14 protein-coding genes are annotated in these 17524 nt (G+C 67.9%); 5 read left to right on the forward strand and 9 right to left on the reverse strand.

Translation table 11 applies throughout. The features are described from left to right. Positions 1-11 precede the first annotated feature (11 nt). Positions 12-194, reverse strand: coding sequence for a hypothetical protein (locus G0A00_RS06365; protein ID WP_164179458.1), 183 nt, complete (start codon positions 192-194; stop codon positions 12-14). An 86-nt stretch (positions 195-280) separates the two neighbouring features. On the opposite strand from G0A00_RS06365, the gene G0A00_RS06370 reads away from it, so the two are divergent. From G0A00_RS06370 to G0A00_RS06390, 5 genes are all read left to right on the forward strand, one after another. Then, the gene (locus tag G0A00_RS06370; protein ID WP_164179460.1) at positions 281-895 is read left to right on the forward strand and encodes a VOC family protein; all 615 of its coding nucleotides are present in this window, start codon (positions 281-283) and stop codon (positions 893-895) included. Further along, the gene (locus G0A00_RS06375) at positions 892-1371 is read left to right on the forward strand and encodes a GNAT family N-acetyltransferase (protein ID WP_164179462.1); all 480 of its coding nucleotides are present in this window, start codon (positions 892-894) and stop codon (positions 1369-1371) included. The genes G0A00_RS06370 and G0A00_RS06375 overlap by 4 nt, the downstream gene beginning before the upstream one ends. A gap of 102 nt (positions 1372-1473) precedes the next feature. Beyond that, positions 1474-2157 (forward strand): molecular chaperone DjiA, encoded by a 684-nt coding sequence (locus tag G0A00_RS06380; protein WP_164179464.1) that lies wholly within the window; start codon positions 1474-1476, stop codon positions 2155-2157. A 4-nt stretch (positions 2158-2161) separates the two neighbouring features. After that, positions 2162-3163 (forward strand): endonuclease/exonuclease/phosphatase family protein, encoded by a 1002-nt coding sequence (locus G0A00_RS06385; protein ID WP_164179466.1) that lies wholly within the window; start codon positions 2162-2164, stop codon positions 3161-3163. 78 nt (positions 3164-3241) lie between these two features. Then, positions 3242-3685, forward strand: a complete 444-nt coding sequence (locus tag G0A00_RS06390; protein ID WP_368667669.1) for a hypothetical protein — start codon at positions 3242-3244, stop codon at positions 3683-3685. A 15-nt stretch (positions 3686-3700) separates the two neighbouring features. Here G0A00_RS06390 and G0A00_RS06395 read toward each other — a convergent pair whose 3' ends face one another. The 8 genes from G0A00_RS06395 to G0A00_RS06430 all read right to left on the reverse strand — a co-directional run bounded on the left by G0A00_RS06395 (position 3701) and on the right by G0A00_RS06430 (position 17484). After that, entirely contained in the window at positions 3701-5275 is a 1575-nt protein-coding gene (locus tag G0A00_RS06395) for a Ppx/GppA family phosphatase (protein WP_164179470.1), read from the reverse strand. Positions 5276-5498: 223 nt separating this feature from the next. After that, positions 5499-6845, reverse strand: a complete 1347-nt coding sequence (glmM, locus tag G0A00_RS06400; protein WP_164179471.1) for a phosphoglucosamine mutase — start codon at positions 6843-6845, stop codon at positions 5499-5501. Further along, the gene (gene folP, locus G0A00_RS06405; protein WP_164179473.1) at positions 6842-7846 is read right to left on the reverse strand and encodes a dihydropteroate synthase; all 1005 of its coding nucleotides are present in this window, start codon (positions 7844-7846) and stop codon (positions 6842-6844) included. Before folP ends, glmM begins: the two co-directional genes overlap by 4 nt. A 51-nt stretch (positions 7847-7897) precedes the next feature. Beyond that, positions 7898-8827, reverse strand: a complete 930-nt coding sequence (locus tag G0A00_RS06410; protein ID WP_164179475.1) for a dihydroneopterin aldolase — start codon at positions 8825-8827, stop codon at positions 7898-7900. 94 nt (positions 8828-8921) lie between these two features. Next, positions 8922-9557 carry a cell wall hydrolase gene (locus tag G0A00_RS06415; RefSeq protein WP_164179477.1) on the reverse strand — a complete coding sequence of 212 codons (636 nt, stop codon included), beginning with the start codon at positions 9555-9557 and terminating at the stop codon, positions 8922-8924. A gap of 163 nt (positions 9558-9720) precedes the next feature. Continuing rightward, positions 9721-12285 carry a putative PEP-binding protein gene (locus tag G0A00_RS06420; protein WP_164179479.1) on the reverse strand — a complete coding sequence of 855 codons (2565 nt, stop codon included), beginning with the start codon at positions 12283-12285 and terminating at the stop codon, positions 9721-9723. Between the two features lie 127 nt (positions 12286-12412). Further along, on the reverse strand, positions 12413-14656 hold the full coding sequence (glyS, locus tag G0A00_RS06425; protein ID WP_164179481.1) for a glycine--tRNA ligase subunit beta: 2244 nt from the start codon (positions 14654-14656) through the stop codon (positions 12413-12415). A 107-nt stretch (positions 14657-14763) separates the two neighbouring features. Continuing rightward, entirely contained in the window at positions 14764-17484 is a 2721-nt protein-coding gene (locus tag G0A00_RS06430) for a hypothetical protein (protein WP_164179483.1), read from the reverse strand. Positions 17485-17524 lie beyond the last annotated feature (40 nt).

Genomic DNA, 17524 nt, shown 5'->3' on the forward strand with positions numbered 1-17524 from the left:
GTGCCGCTGGCTCAGATCAGCGGCACGAAGGGCACGCCGCAGGCGGCAAGGCCGAGGGTGGCGATCAGCATCACGGTCAGGGTGCGGATTTTCATGGGCGTTCTCCTTGCCTCGTGGCGGCCGGGTCTTTTGCCCGCCGCCTTTGCCGGGCAGACTATGTGCTGCCGCCGCATCGGACCAGCGCTGCGCGACATTTTCTTGTGCCCGCGTGTCCATTTCCCGATTGCACCCCCCTTCGCCACGGCTAACGTGGTGCGGGTGCAACAGGGCCGGAGGGACGATGCTCGAGCTTGATCATGTGGCGGTGCTTGGGGAGACGCTGGCAGAGGCTGTGAGCCATGCCGAAAGCGCCTTGGGACTGCCGCTTTCGCCGGGCGGGGCGCATCCCGATTTCGGCACGCATAACTTCCTGCTCGGGCTGGAAAACGACCTATATCTCGAGGCCATCGCCGTCGATCCTTCAGCGCCCGATCCCGGGCGTCCGCGCTGGTTCGGGCTCGATGGGTTCGCAGGGCCCGCGCGGCTCGACAAATGGGTGTGCCGGGTGCCGGATCTGGATGCGGCGCTGAAGGTGCTTCCCATGGCAGGGGAGGCCGTGGCAGTCACCCGCGGCGCGCTCAGCTGGAAGATCTCGGTGCCGCGCGACGGGCAGCTGCCCTTTGACGGCATGTTCCCGGCGCTGATCGAATGGGTCAGCCCGGTGCCGCCGGGCGTGTCGCTTGCGGGGGCGGGCATCCGGCTCGACCGGCTGACCGTGGCGCATCCGCAGGCCGACGAGTTGCAGGCGCTGCTCGCACCGCATCTGAACGTGCCGCTGGCCGAGTTTGAAGTCGAGGCCAAGCCCGCCCTGCGCGGCAATTTCGTCACCGTCTCGGGCTCGCGGGTGCTGCAATGATCATTCGTACCGCCAACAGTGAGGACGCCGCCGCCATCACGGCGATCTGGAACCCGATCATCGACGACAGCGCCGCTACCTTTACCAACCTGCGCAAAACGCCCGAGGGTCTGCAGGCCGACATCGCGGCGCGCGGTCCGGCCTTCCTCGTGGCCGAGGAAGACGGGCTGGTGCTGGGCTTTGCAACCTTCTTTCCGTTTCGCGGCGGGCCGGGCTATGCCCAAACCAAGGAGCACACGGTGATCCTCGGCCCGGCGGCGCGCGGGCGCGGCGTGGGACGGGCGCTGATGACCGCCCTGATGGAAGAGGCGCGCGGGCAGGGGGTGCATTCGCTGATTGCCGGGGTCTCGGGCGAGAACGGCGCGGGCGTGGCCTTCCATGCGGCGCTGGGCTTTCGCGAGGTCGCCCGGCTGCCGGAAGTGGGTTTCAAGTTCGGTCGCTGGATGGATCTGGTGCTGATGCAGAAATTCCTGTGACCGCTTTCGGTGAGGCCCGGCCTCACCCGGTCCTGACAGAAAATTTAGCCGACTTCTCATTGTCGCACTGACAGTTGCCGCGTTGCCGCGTAAACTGCGGGAATGTCGATTTGGTCGCGCATCTCCGAAGCTCTCGCCGCCCTTGCCAAGGGTGAGGGGCTTACCGCTGTCTTCGAGAAACTTCGCCAGCCGCCCGAACGCAGCGTCGCCTTCACCATCGCGGTCATCGCGCTGTCGGCAAAGATGGCCAAGGCCGACGGGCAGGTCACACGCAATGAGGTCGCCGCCTTCCGCGAGATCTTTACCATCGCCCCCGAGGATGAGGCGGCGGCGGCACGTGTGTTCAACCTCGCGCGGCAGGACGTCGCGGGTTTTGAGGAATATGCCCGCCGCATCCGCCGCATGTTCGACAGCAACGCGGAGCAACTGTCGGATCTGATGGAAGGGCTGTTCTACATCGCGCTGGCCGATGGCGACTACCACACCGCCGAGAACGCCTTCCTCGAACGGGTTGCCGAGATTTTTGGCATTTCCGACAATGCCTTCCGGGCGCTGCGGGCACGCTTTGTGCCCGATGCCGTCCCGGACCCCTTTACCGTGCTCGGGGTCAGCCCCGACATGCCCATCGCCGAGATTCGCAAGCAATGGCGCAAGCTGGTCCGCGAGAGCCACCCCGATGTGATGTGCGCCCGCGGCCTGCCCGAAGAGGCGATCAAGCTTTCGGAAAAGCGCCTGATCGACATCAACCGTGCTTGGGAAGAGATCTCGGCCCGCGAACAGGTCTGATCCGATGCGGCTCGCCACCTACAATGTGGAGTGGTTCGACGACCTCTTCAGCAAGCGGGGCGAGCTTCTGATCGACGACCATTGGTCGGGGCGGCGCGATGTCACCCGCGCGCAGCAGGCCGAGGCGCTGGGGATGGTGTTCACCGCGATGGATGCCGACGCGGTGATGATCATCGAAGCGCCCGACACCGGCATTCGCCGCGACACGCGGCGCGCGCTGCACAGTTTCGCCGAGGCCTTCGATCTGCGCGCCCGCGAGGTTCTGGTGGGCTTCGTCAACGACACGCAGCAAGAGATCGCGCTGCTTTATGACCCGGATGTGCTGACCGCGCGCCATGTCCCCGGGCACAGCGCAGACGCACCGCGCTTCAACGGCACGGCGCAGATCGACCTCGGGATCGGCGACGGCGAAGAGGCGGTGATTTTCTCCAAACCGCCGCTGGAGGTCGAACTGACCATGGCGGGCGGGCGCAGCCTCCGCCTTCTCGGGGCGCATCTGAAATCCAAGGCCCCGCATGGCGCGCAGGGCGCGGCCGAGGTCAGACGCCTCGCCATCGCCAACCGCCGCAAGCAACTGGCGCAGGCGATCTGGCTGCGCCGCCGGGTCGATGCGCTCTTGCAGGATGGCGAGAGCGTGGTGGTTCTTGGCGATCTCAACGACGGTCCCGGCGTCGATGAATACGAGCATGTCTTTGGCCGAAGCTCGGTCGAGGTGATCCTCGGCGACGGCGAGACCGCGCTCTACGATCCGCACGCCAGCGAGGCGCTGCGCGGCAAGCTGACGCCCCAGCCGACCACCGCGCGTTTCTATATCGAGCCGGAAAAGCGCTACCTGCAGGCGCTGCTCGACTACATCATGGTCTCGCAGGACCTGCGCGAGGTGGCGCAGGGCTGGCGCATCTGGCACCCGTTCGAAGACGCCCGCTGCTGGCAGGCCCCAGACCTCTGCAGCGCGCTGCTGGCGGCCTCGGATCACTTCCCGGTCACGCTGGATCTCGCCATCTGACTGGCTCATCCGGCTGGAGCGACAGGCTTTCTCTACCCCGACTCAGCCCGCCGCCCTATATTACGTGGCATGAGACGCATGTTTCCCCTCGCCCTCGCGGCCAGCCTCGCCGGTGCCTCTCTGGTGCCCCTCGCAACTTCCGTGCTGGCGCAGCAGGAGGCGCAGCCCGACACCGAACCGCTGATCGAGGAGGACACCCCGGAAGAGGGGCGTGGCCTGATGGAGCGCGGCGCCGATATGTTCCTGCGCGGGCTGCGCGACGAGATCGACCCCGCCGTGCAGGATCTCAAGCGGCTCGCCGAACGCATGGGCCCGGCGCTGCAGAGCTTTGTCGAAGAGATGGGCCCGGCCATGGCCGAACTGTCGGACAAGGTCGAGGATTGGACGCTCTATGAGTCGCCCGAGATGCTGCCCAATGGCGATATCCTGATCCGCCGCCGCGAAAAGCTCGATCCCGATGCGATGCCCGAAGACGCCCCCGATCTGCCGGAGCCCGGCCCCGGCGGCGAGGTCGAACTCTGAGTCTTCGGCAGCGGTTCAGATCAGCGCCCGCGGCTCCTCGCCGTCGATCTCCAAAAGCAGCGCCTTGGCCGACAGCGCCTTGGCCAGCGAGTTCAGCCGCGCCTCTGCGACTTCGCCATAAAGCGGCGCCGCATCGCGGGTCAGCTGCAGCCGCAGCTCGCGCGCCTCGGGGTCCCAGAGGAACTGCGCCCCGTCCTCGCGGGTGACATCCGACATCCACAGCATCGAGCCGAAGCGCATGGCCTTGCCGAGGATCTCGGCGGCCTGCGTGCGCTCCTTGTCGAGCAACGCATAGAAATCCTCGAACCGGGTGCCCTCGCGCTTGTTGCGGTAGCGGTGCAGCAGCGCAAGGCCAAGGAACACCCGCTCGGGGTGGTCGAGCCCGCCAAGGTTGGCGCGGGTGGCATTGTCAAAACAGGTCTCGGCCCGATAGTCGGGATGCGCGCGCCAACTGACGTCATGCAGCAGGCAGGCCGCCTTCACGATGCGCAATTCGGCCTCGCTGGCCTCGGGGAAAAGCGGCAGCACGAACCGGTAGAGCTTTTTGCCAAAGCCCGGCAGACGCGCATCCTTGGCCTCGGAAAAGCGGCAGGCCTCGATCAGCGGGTCGCGGTCGCGCAGCATCTGCGGCATCTGCTCGTAAAGCAGCCCCTCGCGGATGCCATAGCTCGAGATGGCGATGGCGGTGGGCTCAAAGACCTTCAGCAGCTCCGCCAGCACTTCGGCGGCAAAGGGCACAAGGCTCATGCGCGCGGAAGAAATGCCGCATGCGCTGCGCAGCGCGTCGAGATCGGCATCTTCGATGAACTTCAGCGTCTCGCGCGCGTTCTCGAGGGTCATCCGATATTCGTGCAGCACATGCAGCGGATAGCCGAGGCGCTCCATGTCGATGCGCGCGATGGCCCGCCACGAGCCGCCCACCAGAAACAGCGGCATCGGCGCGCTGCCCATGCGCTCGGCCAGCTCGGCGATGGCTTTGGTAATGTATTTCTCGCGCGCCTTCTTGCCGCCATTGAGGTCCTTGAACTTGAGCGGCCCCAACGCCGATGTGGCCCGCTTGCCGATATGGCCGCCGCGGATCTCGGCCAGTTCCATCGACGAGCCGCCGATGTCGCTCACCAGCCCGTCGGCGCCGGGCCAGCCCAGCAGAACGCCCTGCGCCGACAGCCGGGCTTCCTCGTCGCCGTCGATCACCCAAATCTTGAGGCCGGTGGCCTGCTCGATCTCGGCGCGGAAGGCCGGGCCATCCTCGGCGTCGCGCATGGCGGCGGTGGCCACGGCGGTCAGCGGCGGCAGTTCCATACCGCGCGCCAGCGTCTGAAAGCGTTGCAGCGCCGCCAGCGCGCGGGTCTTGCCCTCGGGGTTCAGCCGCCCGGTCTCGGACATGCCAGCCCCCAGCCCGCACATGATCTTCTCGTTGTAGAAATACGCCGGGCTGCGGGCCGCGCCGTCAAACACGACAAGCCGCACCGAGTTCGACCCGATGTCGACCACGCCGACCCGCGACAGCCGTCGCGCGCGCGGATCGTCGAAGAGCGGCTTGCCGAAGAGGCCCGCGTCGCTCTGGCTGGAGTCGCCGTTACCGTCCATCTGCTCCTCCGGCATTGGTCTTCCGGTTTCATCTAGCACGGAGAGGCCAAAGCGCAAAAGAGAGTTAGCGGCAGCAAACCTCTCTGCCGCAGCGGCACCCGCAAGCCCCTCGTCTGCCTCAGCTTAAGGTGCACCGCGCCCAGGCAAAACCGCGTCCCCGGCTTCTTCTCTTTCCAAATACGCATATCCGGCAGCGCCGCGCGCGGTGCCGCCGGGGTGGGGCTCAGACCGCCGCCGCCTGCACCTCGGCGACGATGCCGTCGACGACCTGCGCCAGCAGCGCCTCGTCCTCGCATTCGGCCATCACCCGGATCAGCGGCTCGGTGCCCGATTTGCGGATCAGCAGGCGCCCCCGGCCCGAGAGCGTCGCCTCGGCCTCGGCGATGGCCCCCTGCACGCTGGCGGCCTCCAGCGGGGTCTGCCCGGCGCCGAAGCGCACGTTCTTCAGCAGTTGCGGCACCGGCTCGAAGTTGCGCGCAAGGCGGCTGGCGGGCTGGCCGGTGCGCACCATCTCTGCAAGGAACTGCAGCCCCGCCATCAGCCCGTCGCCGGTGGTGGCGTAATCGGTCATCACGATGTGGCCGGACTGCTCGCCGCCGAGGTTGTAGCCCTTGGCGCGCATCATCTCGACCACATAGCGGTCGCCCACTTTGGTGCGGGCCAGTGTCAGCCCCCGGTCATCCAGATAGCGCTCCAGCCCGAGGTTCGACATCACCGTGGCGACCAGCGTGCCGCCCGACAGCCGGTCTTCCTCGGCCCAGCGGCCCGCCATCAGCGCCATGATCTGATCGCCGTCGGCCACGGTGCCCTTCTCGTCGATCAGGATCACCCGGTCGGCATCGCCATCAAGGCAGATGCCCACATCCGCGCCATGCGCCACCACCGTCTCGGCGGCGGTCTGCGGCTTGGTCGAGCCGCATTGGTCGTTGATGTTGAGCCCGTTCGGATGGGTGCCCACCGGGATCACCTCGGCGCCCAGTTCCCAAAGCACTTCGGGCGCGGCGCGATAGGCGGCCCCATTGGCGCAGTCGATCACCACCTTCATGCCATCGAGGCGCATGCCATGCGGGAAGCTCGACTTCACCCGCTCCTGATAGCGGAAGCGCCCGTCGTCGATGCGCTTGGCGCGGCCGATATTGCCCGCCTGCGCGGGCTCGACGCCCGAGGCCACCAGCGCCTCGATCTCGCTCTCTGCCTCATCCGACAGTTTGAAACCGTCGGGGCCAAAGAACTTGATGCCATTGTCATGCGCCGGGTTGTGCGAGGCCGAGATCATGATGCCCACATCGGCGCGCATCGACGGCGTCAGCAGCCCCACGGCGGGGGTGGGGACGGGGCCCAGCAGCAGCACGTTCATGCCCGTCGAGGTAAGGCCCGCGGTCAGCGCGGTCTCGAACATATAGCCCGACAGCCGCGTGTCCTTGCCGATCACCACCCGGTGCGTGCCGCCCGCCTCGCGGCGGAAATAGCGCCCGGCGGCGGCGCCGATGGCCAGCGCCATTTCGGCGGTCATCGGGTGCATGTTGGCGGTGCCGCGCACCCCGTCGGTTCCGAACAGTTTGCGACTCATCTGGAGCCTCCTTCTTCGACAGCCTGCCAGAGCGTCAGCGCCTGACGGGTTTGCGGCACGTCGTGCACACGGATGATCTGGATCCCCTGTGCCGCCCCGGCAAGGGCGACAGCGATGGATCCGGGGAAACGTTGCGCGGCGTCACCCTCGCCTGAGAGCTTGCCGATGAAGCCCTTGCGCGAAACGCCCAGCAGGATGGCGCAGCCGAGCCCGTGAAAAATCGACAGCCCGTTCAGCAGCGCAAGGTTCTGCTCCAGCGTCTTGGCAAAGCCGATGCCGGGATCGACGACGATCTTCTCGCGCGGCAGCCCGGCATGTTCGAGCGCGTGGATCTGCGTCTCGAGGAAGTCATAGACGTCGAGCAGCACGTCCTCATAGTCGGTCTCGGCGGTCATCGTCTCGGGGGTGCCGCGCATATGCATGACGCAGACCGGCAGGCGCGCGGAGGCGCAGAACTCGGTCATCTCGGGATCGAAGACGAGGCCCGACACATCGTTGATCAGCGTCGCCCCGGCCTCGGCAGCGGCGCGGGCGACGGCGGCCTTGCGGGTGTCGACCGAGATCGGCACGCCCTTCAGCGCCTCGGTCACCGGCACGACGCGGGCGATCTCTTCAGCCACCGGCACCTCGGGCGCGCCGGGACGGGTGCTCTCGCCGCCGATGTCGAGGATCTCGGCGCCATCGTCCAGCATCTGCCGCGCACGGGCGATGGACTCGGCCACCGAGCCATCGGTGCCACCGTCCGAGAAACTGTCGGGCGTGACGTTGAGGATGCCCATGATCCGGCAGCCCTGCATCGACAGGCCCGCCACCGGCTCGCGCGGGGCGGTCAGCCGGGCCAGCACGTCCTGCGGCACTTCGGCGGCGGGGATCACCGTGACCGGCGCGCCGCGGGCATGGCGCGCGCAATGGGTGAACCAATGCGGGCCACCCGCCAGCGGCAGGGCATCCTCGGGGCGGGGCGTGGCGGTCTGGACGAGCGGTCGGTATCGGGCAGTCATTCTAGTGCTGTGCCCGATGCGCTGCGGCTTGGCAAGCCGGGGCTGCCGGGCTCAGAGGCTGGGGTTTCCAACTGTTACAGATCGCGCGGGCACGGTCACATCCGCGGGCGGCTCTTCGCCGATCATCACCAGTTCGCGCGCCTCCATCAGCCCGGCGAACCACGCGGCCAGCTCTGCCGGATCCTCGGGGTGGGCGTGATGCCCGGCGGGCGTGTCAAGCACGATCTTCGAGGGTGCCCAGATGCAGCTCTGGCCGTTCTTCATCGCCCAGTCGAGTTCGGTCCGGGTGGCCACCACCTTGGCGCGAGGGTCGCGCGCGGCAAGCGTCCATGCGTTCTGCTCGATGGCCAGAAGGTCGATCCGGCGCTGCGCCAGCGGATGCGCGGCGCTGGGGCGGGGGCCATCCGGCAGACCCACGCAGAGGATCACCGGCGCGCCCAAAGCCTCGGCCTGATCAAGCCAGCTGGACAGCGCGGCATCCGCGATGGCGGCGTTCGACAGGTAGATAACCCGCGGGTGCGGCCGCTCGCGCGCCGCATCCTGCGCCGAGCCCACCGGCTCGCCGTCGCGGGCGCGGACGATCTCGACCCCCAGCGCACCGGGACCGCGATCCAGCTTCTCGATCCGCACGAAGACCCGCAGCGCCTGCGGCTCCAGCAGGATGCGCTCGGCGATGCGCTCGGCCAGCGTCTCGAGCAGGTTGAGCCGTTCGGCCTCCAGCTCGGCGGCGATGGCCTCGGTCACCTTGTCGTAAGAGAGGATCAGATCGACGTCGTCTTCCAACGCGCCCTTACCGGGGGCCACTTCGACCACGACGTTGAAGCGCACGCGCTGGGGATGGCCGCGCTCGGCCTGAAAGGCGCCGATCTCGACCTCCACCACATGGTCACGCAGCGAGATGCGGTCGCGCGGCGTTTCGCCCGCGGTGGCAATGGCGCGTTCGTCGGGATGGGCGAAGGCGAGGCGGATTTCGTCGGCCATGGCAGCGGCTCCGAATGGAAAAGTGCCGCCTCTCTAGCAGGGGCTTTCCGCAAGGGCGACCCCGCGAACGTCGCCGCGGGGACGAAAAGCGGCCTCAGTTCGAGCTGACGCGATACCCGGCGCGATAAAAGTAATGCGCGCCGATGCTGGCGGTCTTGGTGAACTTGCGCGCCCAGCTGGGGCGCACGGCGCGGGTGTGATAGAAGGTGGCGCCCTTGGTCAGCACGCGCGGCGCGCCGGTCATCACCGCCTTGGCGACTTTCGCCACGCGGTCCCACGCGGCCTTTTCGCTCACATGCTCGGGGCGGCCATCGCAGGTGTAGGAGAACTGGCAGGCGTGCAGCCGCCCGGTGCCCTGATTCACCACGCCGCAGATTGAGCCGGGGAAGCGCGGGCTGTCGACCCGGTTCATGATCACCTCGGCCACCGCGAACTGACCCTGCAGGCTTTCGCCGCGGGCCTCGAAGTACAGCGCCTCGGCGAGGCACTGGAACTGCGCGCCGCCCGTGGCCTGGGGCTGGGTGGCAAGCCAGCTCTTGTCGTAGCTCGGCCCTTTCACCGCGCTGGCAGAGACCGGCGTGATCATGCTGCGCAGATGCGAAGAATTTGCGGAACGAAGTGCGCTCTGCTCGAGTTTAACGAGGTGACGGATACTATCATGCTGAATGTCAGCACGAGCGGGCAGGGCAGCCGAAAAGGCAGCGATGGCGATCGCGATGGCACGGAACATTCTGGGCTCTCACATCTCGGGGAGGCTAACGCAGGGTTGCCGAAATCTGGGGCGATTTACAAAAATGTCGCCTAATGGTCCAGCCTGATGGAGTCACACAAAAGTATCGGTGCCGTAACCTTTCGAGGGAAACGGCTCATTTAGGGCGAAAATCGGGCAAAACCTACCCGATCTTGTGTTTGATCGCGAGCTGTGCGGCAGCAAGTCGCGCCACCGGAACCCGGAACGGAGAGCAGCTCACATAGTCGATGCCCGCCTCTCGGCAGAATGCAATCGAATCAGGATCGCCGCCATGCTCGCCGCAAATCGACAGCATGATTCCCCCGTTACCGTGTCTTCCGCGCTCCACCCCGATGCGGATCAACTCGCCCACACCCTCGGGATCGAGCCGGTGGAACGGGTCCTCTGCAAAGACCCCCTGTTGCACGTAATGCGACATGAAGCGCCCCGCGTCGTCGCGCGAGAGGCCATAGGTCATCTGCGTGAGGTCGTTGGTGCCGAAAGACATGAAGTCGGCATGCTGGGCGATCTCGTCGGCGCGCAGGCAGGCGCGCGGCGTTTCGACCATCACGCCGAGCGAATAGTCGAAATCGCGCCCGCGCTCGTTGCGCACGGCGGCGGCCACCGCGTCGATGCGCGTCTTGACCAGTTCCACCTCTTTCATCGCCGAGACCAGCGGCAGCATGATCTCGGGCTCGACCGGGGCGCCGTCCTTCGAGGCGTCGATCGTGGCCTCAAAGATGGCGCGGGCCTGCATGTCGTAGATCTCGGGCACCGCGATGCCGAGACGAACGCCGCGCATGCCCAGCATCGGGTTGTATTCGCCCATGGATTCCACCCGCCGCGTCACATCGCTGACCGGCAGATCCAGCGCTTCGGCGAGATCGCGCAGCCCGGCGCGGTCGGTGGGAAGGAACTCGTGCAGGGGCGGATCGAACAGGCGGATGCAGACGGGCATGCCTTCCATGATCCGGAAAAGCTCTGTGAAATCCGCACGTTGCATCGGAAGCAGGCGCGCCAGCGCGGCCTTGCGGTCATCGGGGCTGTCGGCAAAGATCATCTCGCGCATCGGCGTGATGCGATCCGCCTCAAAGAACATATGCTCGGTCCGGCACAGGCCGATCCCCTGCGCCGCGAAGTTGCGCGCGGTGGCGGCATCGGCGGGCGTGTCGGCATTGGCACGGATGCCGATGTCGCGCGCCTCGTCTGCCCATGACATGAACGTATGGAAGGCGTCGTCCAGCGCCGCCTCGACCATCTGCGGAGCCCCTGCCAGCACCTGACCCGACGAGCCGTCGATGGTGATCACATCGCCCTCGCTGAAGCGGCGACCGTCCTGCGAAATCAGCACCTTGTCGTTCAGCCGGAAGCCCATGTTCGCGGCGCCCACCACCGAAGGCAGGCCAAGGCCGCGTCCAATCACCGCCGCATGGCTGGTCATGCCGCCACGCTCGGTCAGCACCGCGGCGGCCACATGCATGCCGCGCACGTCCTCGGGCGACGTCTCGCGGCGGACAAGGATGCAGGGCTCGCCGCGCGCGGCAGAGGCCTGCGCCTCGGCGGCGTTAAAGACGATCTTGCCGGTCGCCGCACCGGGCGAGGCGGCCACGCCGCGTCCGATTACGTCGCGCTCGGCCTCGGGCGAGACCTGCCGGTGCAGCAGTTCCGAAAGCCCGCGCGGCTCGACCCGCATCAGCGCCTCTTCGCGGCTGATGATGCCATCCTCGGCCAGCCGCACGGCGATGCGCAGCGCGGCGCGGGGCGAGCGTTTCACCCGCACCCCGTCAAGGATGTGCACGCGGCCATTCTCTAGCGTGAACTCGATCTGCATTTCGGCGCGCAGCCGCTGGCGCATCAGCCGAGCGTGGCTTTTGAGTTGCTCGAACGCCTCGGGCGCCATCTCTTCCAGCGACGGCCCGCGCCGGTCGCGCTCCAGAAACAGCGCCTCGCCTTCATTGTGCAGCGCCTCGCGGCCCTGACTCTGGTGCAGGTAGCGCCCGGTGATCTGCGGCAGCCCGGTGTCGGAATTGACCAGCTGCAGCACGCCCGAGCCGCATTCGCCCGCGCCCAGACCCAGCGCCATTTCCTGCACGATCAGGCCCAGCCCGGCATCCACCGGCGCGCCTTTGGCCTGCCGCAGCAGCCGCGCCGTGGTGCCTTCCCACGCCCGCGCCATGGTGCGCAGCACCGCTGCAAGCTGCACCGCCGCATCCTGCGGGAAGGGCTCTTCGGCCTCTTCCTCATAGGCGTGCAGCGCATCGGTCAGCCCCTGCTGGCCGGTGCTTTCGATCTCTTCAAAGACATCCGGGTCCAGCCGCGCCACATGGATCGCGTAGCTGACCACAAAGCGCATATAGAGCGCCGAGGCCGCCTCGGCGCCGAGGCTGTCGGAATATTCCACGTGCGTGGCGTCATTCATGCCGATGTTCAGCACCGAGCCGGGCCCGCCCCAATCGGGGTCCTCGGACGAGGGGCGCACGCACAGCAGCGTGCCCGGCGGGAACTGCGCAAGGATCAACTCCGGCGGCGGCATCTCGCCCTGGGCGATGCGATGCACCGTCTCAAAGCTCAGCGCCACGGTGCGCGGCACCGGCAGGTCAAGCCGAACCAGCCGCTGCAGGCATTTCGCCCGGCCGCCATGGGTCGGCGTCGCGATGGGCGCCGAGGGGGTGATCAGCGTGACATGCGGGTCATCGGCCTGCGTGTCGGGTCGGTATGTGTCGGGCATGACAGGCCCCTGTTACTCTGCGCTGCAGAATAGCCCGGAAAAGGGGCCGTGCCCTAACATCTTTTGTGGCACGGCCCCAATGACGGGACGTTACGGCACCGCGAGCGCCGCCTCTGGGGCAGGGGCGTCAGCCCTCGACCCGGCTCAGATCGGCCACTTGCAGACAGATCTGGCGAATGCGCGACAGCAGGTTCAGCCGGTTGCGGCGCACCACCTGATTGTCCGAGTTCACCTGAACCGCCTCGAAGAAGGCGTCGATCGGCGCGCGCAGGCCCGCCATCGCGCCCATGGCGGCGGCGAAATCTTCGGCCTCCATCGCGGGCTTGATCTCGGCCTCGGCCTTGTCGAGCGCGGCAAACAGCGCCTTTTCCTCGTCGCTTTCGGCGAATTTGGGATCGGCGCCAAAGCTGTATTCAACCCCGTCCTTCTCTTCGGCCTGCGTCAGGATGTTGTTGGCGCGCTTGAAGCCCTGCACGAGGTTCTCGCCATCGTCGGTGCCAAGGAAGGCGCCAAGCGCCTCGGCGCGTTTCACCACCAGCAGCAGATCGTCCGAGCCGGGCATCGCCAGCACGGCGTCGATCACATCGTGGCGGATGCCTTCGCCCTTGAGGTGCACCTTCAGGCGGTCGTGGAAGAAGGCCAGCAGATCATCCGACAGATCCGGCACCACCTTGCCGACTTTGCGCAGCACCGAGCCTTCCTCGGCGGGGGCCTTGTCCTCGAACTTGCTCAGAACCGCCTTGAACGCCGCGCCAAAGACGCCGTGATCGGCGATCTCGTCGATCAGCGTGTCGAGCGCTTCAAGCTCTGCCTCTTCGGCCTCGGCATGCAGATGCGCTTTCTGGCGCACGATCTGCGCGTCGATATAGCGATCCAGCGGCAGGCGCAGACCGTTGTTCAGCACCAGACGGATCACCCCAAGCGCGGCACGGCGCAACGCGAAGGGGTCCTTCGAGCCGGTGGGCTTCTCGTCGATCGCCCAGAAGCCGGTCAGCGTGTCGAGCTTGTCGGCCAGCGCCACCGAGACAGAGACCGGCGCGGTCGGCACGTCGTCCGACGGGCCAAGCGGCGAGTAATGCTCTTGGCAGGCGGCGGCGACTTCGGCGGGCAGCTGCGCGGCGGTGGCATAATAGCGGCCCATCAGGCCCTGAAGTTCGGGGAACTCATAGACCATTTCCGACGACAGATCGGCCTTGGCCACGGTGGCAGCCTGCTGCGACAGCGCAGCATCGGCGCCCACGGCAGGGGCCAGTTCCGCCGCCAGCGCGGCGATGCGCCCAATGCGGTCCTTCTGGCTGCCCAGCTTGTTGTGGAAGGTCACATTGCCCAGACGATCGGTCCATGCGGTGAGCCCTTCGGATTTGGCCACGCGCAGGTCGTTCTCCCAAAAGAACTTGGCGTCCGACAGGCGCGCCGACAGAACCTTCTGGTTGCCCGCAAGGATGGTCGCGCCATCGTCGGCGGTCTCGATGTTGGCGACGGTGACAAAGCGCTCGATCTGGCCCGACGCGGTGTTTTTCACCGAGAAAAACTTCTGGTGCTCTTTCATCGAGGTCTGCAGCACCTCGGGCGGCAGCTGCAGGAACTCTGCGCCGATCTCGCCCATCAGCACCACCGGCCATTCCACCAGCCCGGCCACTTCGGCGAGCAGGCCGCGGTCCTCGACCACCTCCAGCCCGGCGGCAAAGGCGCGGTTGGTGGCGTCATGCCAGATGGTGTCGGCGCGTTCGGCGGGGTTCAGCACCACCTTGGCGCGCTTGAGCTTGGCCTCATAGTCGTCGAACGAGCTGACCTCAAACGCATCCGGCCCCATGAAGCGGTGGCCGCGCGTGGTCTTGCCCGCGGTGATCCCGTCGATCTCCAGCGGCACCACTTCGGCGCCCTGCTCGTCGGTCAGCAGGCACAGGATCGAATGCAGCGGACGCACCCAGCGCAGCGAGCCCGCGCCCCAGCGCATGGACTTCGGCCACGGGAAATTGCGGACGGTCTTTTCCAGCACCTCGGCGACGATCTCGGCAGCCGGGCGACCGGGCTTTTCGATGATGGCGAAAAGCACCTTACCCTTCTTGTCCTCACGCTCTTCGCACTGCTCGCGGGTCACCCCGGCGCCGCGCAGAAAGCCCTCGATGGCTTTTTCGGGCGCGTCGACCTTGGGGCCGCGGCGTTCTTCGCGGGTGGCGGGCGAGGCGGCCAGCAGGCCCTGAACGGTCAGCGTCAGGCGGCGCGGGGTCGAGAAGGCGGCGGCACCGGCATAGGTCAGACCGGCCTCGACCAGACCGTCGGTGACGAGCTTCTTCAGGTCCTCGGCGGCACGCGATTGCATCCGGGCCGGGATTTCTTCGGAAAAGAGTTCGATCAGCAGGTCGGGCATGGTCTCACCAGGATAAATTTCGCCTGCGGGGATAGACCCCAATGGCGCTGGCGTCCAGCCGTTTGCGGGAAACTCCTGCGCGCTTTGGCACGCGCAGGCGCGCTGGCTCAGCTGCGGGGCATTTTCAGCACGACATTGCGCCCGGATTTGACGTAGCGAAGCTCGTCGTCATCAATCGCCGCGATGCGTCCGCCGTCGATCCGATCCCCCACCTGCACCTTCTGGTATTTGCCCGAGGGCAGGCGCACCAGCGCGCGGCGGTCCGAGTCCTTGCCGTAGATGCCGATCAGCGCCACGTCACGCAGGTCGATCTGATGGCGCTGCGTGGCATTGCCGGCCACGCCCGCACTTTGCGGCACGCTCGGCCCCGAGGGGATCTGCGCCGCCTGCTGGCGGGCGTCCTCGACGATCGTCTCCATGGTGCGCGGGCGCGGCAGCGGCGTCAGCGAGGCCCCGATGGCCTGTTCGGTGGTCGGCAGGTCCAGCGCCGCGGCCTCTTCTTGCGGGGTCAGAGGGCGCATCTGCGGGCGCATCTGCTCAAGCTCGGCCAGCGACACACCGCCCAGCACCGCGCGCTCGGTCTGTTCAATAAGATCGCGGGGGCGGCCCTGCGGGCGGAACTGCTGCAGAGCCGGATCCGCGTCGGTGGCCAGAGCGGCGGTGGTCAGAACCTCCTCTTGCGTCTCTGCCGTTTCCGTTTCCGGCGCGGCGGTCTCGTCTGCCTCGGCGGTCTCTGCGGCGTCGGGCGCGGTCTCGCTCTGCGGTGCGGCCTCGGGCGTGGCCTGCACCTCAGGCGCACTGGCCGGGTCGGGATCGCGCAGCGGCGGGGTCTGCGGCGGCAGGCCGGTAAAGATCCGCACCCCGTCGGGCGAGACGGTGCCCTCGGGCGTCGCCTTCACCAGCCCGCGGTCGTCGAGATCAAAGCGCACGCCCGGAGCGGGCGGCAGGCGCACCGGCTGCAGGCTAAGATCCTCGCGCGGGGTGCCATCGAGATCGGGAAGGGCCACGGCGTCGAACTGCTGCACCTCGGGGTCGATCGAGGCGACATAGACGTCCTCGGCATCGGTGAGCGGCGGGCGGTTCGGCGCGTTGGGCGCGCGCTGCCAGATGCCATCGACGGCATAGCGCGCGGCGGCGTCATCGGCGCTCATCCGGGTGCGCGGGGTCATCCCCGGCTCGAGCGGCGGCGAATCCTCCAGCCCCTCGCTGGCGGCGGGTGGCAGTTCCAGCGCGGCCAGCTCGGCATCGCCAGCCTCTTCTTCGGTTGCGAGCGCAGGCGCCACCTCGGCCACATCGGTCTCGGTGCTTGCAGGCGCGGTCAGCGGCGCAGCGGGGGGTTCGCCCGGCGCGAAGAACTGAGCGATTTCATCCTTCATGAAGACCGAGGCCCAAGCGGCGACACCCAGCAGGAAGAGCAGCAGCAGAAGCGTCAGCACAAGCCCGAGGAAGCGCGGCTTGCCGCCCACCTTCTGGCCGCTGCGGGCACCGAAGACGGTCATCCGGTCGCGCTCTTGCTCGGGGCTGAGCGAACTGGCGGCGCGGCGCGCGGTGGCACTCTGGTCCTGCGCACCCTGTCCCGACTCGCGCTGCAGCGCGGCCACGCGGGCGCGGCCCGACACGGGCGTCACGCCAGAGGGATCCACCGGCTCCGACACCGGCGGGCGCGGCGTGACCTGCTTGATGCCCTGCGTGGTTTCCGAGCCGGTCTGCGGCTCGGGCGGGGTCTTGATCGGGGCAAAACTCGGACGCGAGGCCGCCTGAGGGGCGCTGGCACCATTGGCGCCACTTGCCGCCTCGCGGCGTTTGCCAAAGCCAAAGCCGCGGCGTTTCGCACCCGCTTCCGGCGCATCGGGTTTCGCCTCCGGCTCGGGGGCAGGCGCGGCGGCGCGCAGATCTTTCCCTTTGGGCGCAGCGACATGGGTGCGGCCCATGGTCAGGCGCGGCGCGGCTTCGGGCGCCGGAGGCACGGCGTCGCGGCTTGCGCGCACGCTGCTGAAGCTCGGCGCGGCGGGCGGCGCCGTGGGCGCGCTCATCGCCGGGCGGGCCGGGTGCTGCGGTTCGGGTGCGGGTTCGGGGAACTCAGGCAGAGGCGGCGCGGGCGCCGGGTCGCTCTGGACGGCGGTCTGCTCTTCCGGCGCTTTGCTGGGCTCGGCGACGGGCTCGGGCTCTGCCGGAGCGGACGGCACTTCAGGGGTGTCGGTGGACTCTGCGCTTTCCGAAGCTGTTGCCGAAGCTGCGGGCGCTGCTGCCGCAACAGCGGCGGCGGATGTCTCCTCCGCCCGGTGTTCCGGCTGAGCTTCCGGCTCGGCTTCGGGCGCCAGCAAGATCACCTTGGCCGGACGCTCGGGCGCGGCCCCGGTCCATCCGCTCGCGGGGCCGAAATAGGCCGCGCCGCGGAAGGTGCCCGAGGGCGGGATCGCGGCGAACATCACCGGCTCGAACCCGCGCTCGCGCAGGAAAGCCTCGGCCTCGTTCATCGTCTCGCGCGCCACCGCGGCCCCGAGCAGCGTCGTGCCTGAGAGCGACCAGTCAAGCACCAGATCGGCCACCGGGTAGGGCGTCGCCCCATCGAGCGCCGCCTCAAGCGCCGCGCGCCGCACGGACTGGCTGTCGCCGGGATCGGGCAATTCGATGTAGCGCACCTGATCGTTGGGCAGGAAGATCGCCACCTCTGTCCCCGCAGGGTCAGCCTCGAGCGCGCGGTTGCGCAGCCCGTCAAATGCCCCGGCGGAAAACGGAGCCTCGGCCAAGGGCCGCCAGCCGCCCGCCTGTCGGCGCAGCAGGGTCAGGCCCTCGGAGGAAAGCGAAAGCGCGAAATCTGGTACCATGCGCGGGTCTCTAGCACTGCTCTTGGAGCTATGGGAGTCT

It is taken from the genome of Salipiger sp. PrR002 (genome assembly GCF_010500775.1).
In the GTDB taxonomy this organism is placed as follows: Bacteria; Pseudomonadota; Alphaproteobacteria; order Rhodobacterales; family Rhodobacteraceae; genus Salipiger.